Source organism: uncultured Chitinophaga sp. (genome assembly GCF_937874145.1).
In the GTDB taxonomy this organism is placed as follows: Bacteria; Bacteroidota; Bacteroidia; order Chitinophagales; family Chitinophagaceae; genus Chitinophaga.
Genome location: NZ_CALNBI010000402.1, coordinates 1 through 2,895, shown reverse-complemented (window position 1 = coordinate 2,895; position 2,895 = coordinate 1). Strand labels below are relative to the sequence as shown.

The following is a 2,895-nucleotide window of genomic DNA, read 5'->3' as shown; positions in this document are numbered from 1 at the left end:
GTAAGATCGGGGCGTTTGTAATAACCTTTCATGACGGAATCTCCGCTCACGCAGATTTCTCCTTCTTCGGTAAATTTGAGGTGGACGCCGTCGAGCAGCGGGCCGGTGGTGCCGAATTTCGTGAGGCCTCCGGGGTGGCGGCGGTTGACGCTGATCACGGGACTGTTTTCGGTGGGGCCATAACCTTCGTACACGGGGATTTTGGCCGCATTGAAGATCCGGAGCAGGTTCTCCGACGCCGCGGCGCCGCCGGTGACGATGAAGGATATCTTACCGCCGAGGGCTTCGCGCCATTTGCTGAAAATGAGTTTATTGGCGATTGCCAGCTGGATGTTGTACCAGGGGCCGCCGCTGATATTGTTGTCATATTGTTTGCCGAGCGCAACTGCCCAGAAGAAAAGCCCGCGCTTGATGCCGGTGAGCTCATTGCCTTTACTCATGATCTTTTCGTACACTTTCTCCAGGAGGCGGGGCACGGTGGTGAAGCCGTCGGGTTTCACTTCGCGGAGGTTGTCGGCGATCTTGTCCATGCTCTCGGCGTAGTAAATGCTGATGCCGCTGAACAGGTAGATATACGTAACGGTTTTTTCGAAGATGTGATTGAGCGGCAGGAAGCTCAGTACCCGTGTTTCCGGCGCGTCCGGGAAGGGGAAGCTCGCTTTGGAGAACTTCACGTTGCTCACGATGTTCTTGTGCGTGAGCATTACGCCTTTGGGCGTGCCGGTGGTGCCGCTGGTGTAAATGATGGTGGCGAGATGCTCTTCCGGGATGCCGGCGGCGCGCTCTTTCACCCGGGCTTCCAATTCGGGGGTGGACTTGCCGGTGAGCTCTGACCAATGCGGGACATTGGGCAGTTTGTCGAAAGAAAAAATGCCTTTGAGCGAGGGCACTTCCGGCATCAGTTCGCGAATCTTGTCGTACATCTCCTGGCTGCTGACGAAGATGTATTTCACCGCCGCGTCGTTCAGGATGAACTTGACTTCGAGCGGGTTGGTAGTGGGATAAAGCGGGACGAGCACCGCGCCGGTTTGTTGAACGGCGAGGTCCGTAAAAATCCATTCCGGCCTGTTGTTCGAAATGATGGCGACCTTGTCCGCCCCTTCGGGCGTGAAATCGTTGCCGCTGACGCCGAGGTCGACAAGACCCGCGGCCAGGCGGAGCGCATTTTCCGCCACTGCTGCTGTGCTGAACGGTTTCCAGTTTCCATCAATTTTGCAGGCAAGCATGTCCGGTTTCGGAAATTTTTCCTGCTGGTAAGCTACCGCGTCAAATAATCGTTTTGGCTGTATCATTACGGCCAATATAATAAAAAACTACGGATGAAACAAGCGTTTCGGGTGACTAATCGTCACCATTTTCGCCAAGTTGTCACCCAACCCCTTGGGCTTAATTCCGTACCTTTGTGGTCGCTATCGAACCCGTAACCCCGCTCACATTCAGCCAGTTAATGGCTTTCACACATATTCTATCACCAAAAACACTAGTATGATCCTTGCGACCGATTTAGACGGAACATTCCTGGGAGGAAGTCAAACCCACAAAGAACAACTGTATGCCCTGATCCGGCAAAACGCTGACTTCCGTCTCATCTTTGTAACAGGCCGCGGAGTAGAAACCGTTCTCCCGCTCCTGGCAGACCCTGTTATTCCCACGCCCGATTACATCATCTGCGATGTGGGCGCTACCATTCTCGACGGCCACACCCTTCTGCCCATACAACCCATTCAGAACAATATCGAACTGAAATGGCCGGGCAAGCAGGCTGTGATGGACCAGATGAACGAAGTTAAAGGCATCCGCCTCCAGCCGGTGCCCCAGCAACGCCGTTGCTCATTTTTCTTTGACGATCCCTCCGTGAAAGCGGAGATCTCCCGCCTCGAAACCGCCCTGGGATGTGATATTATCCTGTCGGCCAACAAGTTCCTCGACGTGCTGCCCCCCTCCGTCAACAAGGGCGCCACATTGCGGCAGCTTGCCGACCTCCTGCAGGTCCCCGATAGCGAAATCCTCGTGGCAGGCGATACCCTGAACGATCTTTCCCTCTACGGCCGCGGCTTCCGCGGCGTGGTAGTGGGCGCAGCCGAGCCCGCGCTGGTGCGCGCCGTGCAAGGCCGTGAAGACACCTACATCGCCAACGCCCCCGGCGCCGGCGGCATCCTGGAATCACTCCGGCATTTCGACGACTTCAGGCCGTTTTACGGTCATGCCGAACCCGCCGCCCCGCCTGCGGAATCCACGCAGCTGGTGATGCTTTACCACCGCTTCCCGTTCGAGACCGCCGTGGAAGACGGCGAGCTGGTGCGCAGGAAGCCCAAATCACCCAACGGCATCCTCCCTACCCTCACCAATTTCTTTAAAAGCGGGCGCCCCGGATTGTGGATCGCCTGGCAGGAAGCCGATGAGGAAAATCCCGCACCGGAAGAGAACTTCTACATCGACCAGGAAGAATATCCCAACCTGGAGGCGAGCCCGGTGATGCTGCAGAAAAATGACATTGACATTTTCTATAAAGTTTTTTCGAAAGAGGCCTTCTGGCCCGCGATCTTCGCTTTCGTGGAAAAGGCCCAGTTCAATCACGAACACTGGGAACATTACCTGAAAGTGAACCGCATCTTCGCGGAAAAAGCCGCGAAGGAAGCCGCGCCCAACGCCATGATCTGGATCCACGATTATAATTTGTGGATGGTGCCCGGCTACCTGCGCCAGCTGCGCCCCGACCTGAAAATCGGCTTCTTCCATCATACCGCCTTCCCGGCGGCCAACACCTTCAACGTGATCCCCTGGCGCTCTGAAATCATTCACAGCCTGCTGCAGTGCGACTACGTCAGCTTCCACATCCCCCGTTACGTGGAGAACTTTGTGGACGTGGTGAAAAGCCTCATGCCGGTAAAAATC

General features: G+C 56.0%; 2 protein-coding genes. One reads left to right on the top strand and one right to left on the bottom strand.

The genetic code is table 11. From position 1 onward, the window contains the following. Nucleotides 1-1,226 (bottom strand): AMP-binding protein (locus tag Q0510_RS19470; RefSeq protein ID WP_298715480.1); only part of this gene is annotated, 1,226 nt, incomplete at its 3' end. Between the two features lie 259 nt (nt 1,227-1,485). On the opposite strand from Q0510_RS19470, the gene Q0510_RS19465 reads away from it, so the two are divergent. Then, nucleotides 1,486-2,895 (top strand): HAD-IIB family hydrolase (locus tag Q0510_RS19465; RefSeq protein WP_298715479.1); only part of this gene is annotated, 1,410 nt, incomplete at its 3' end.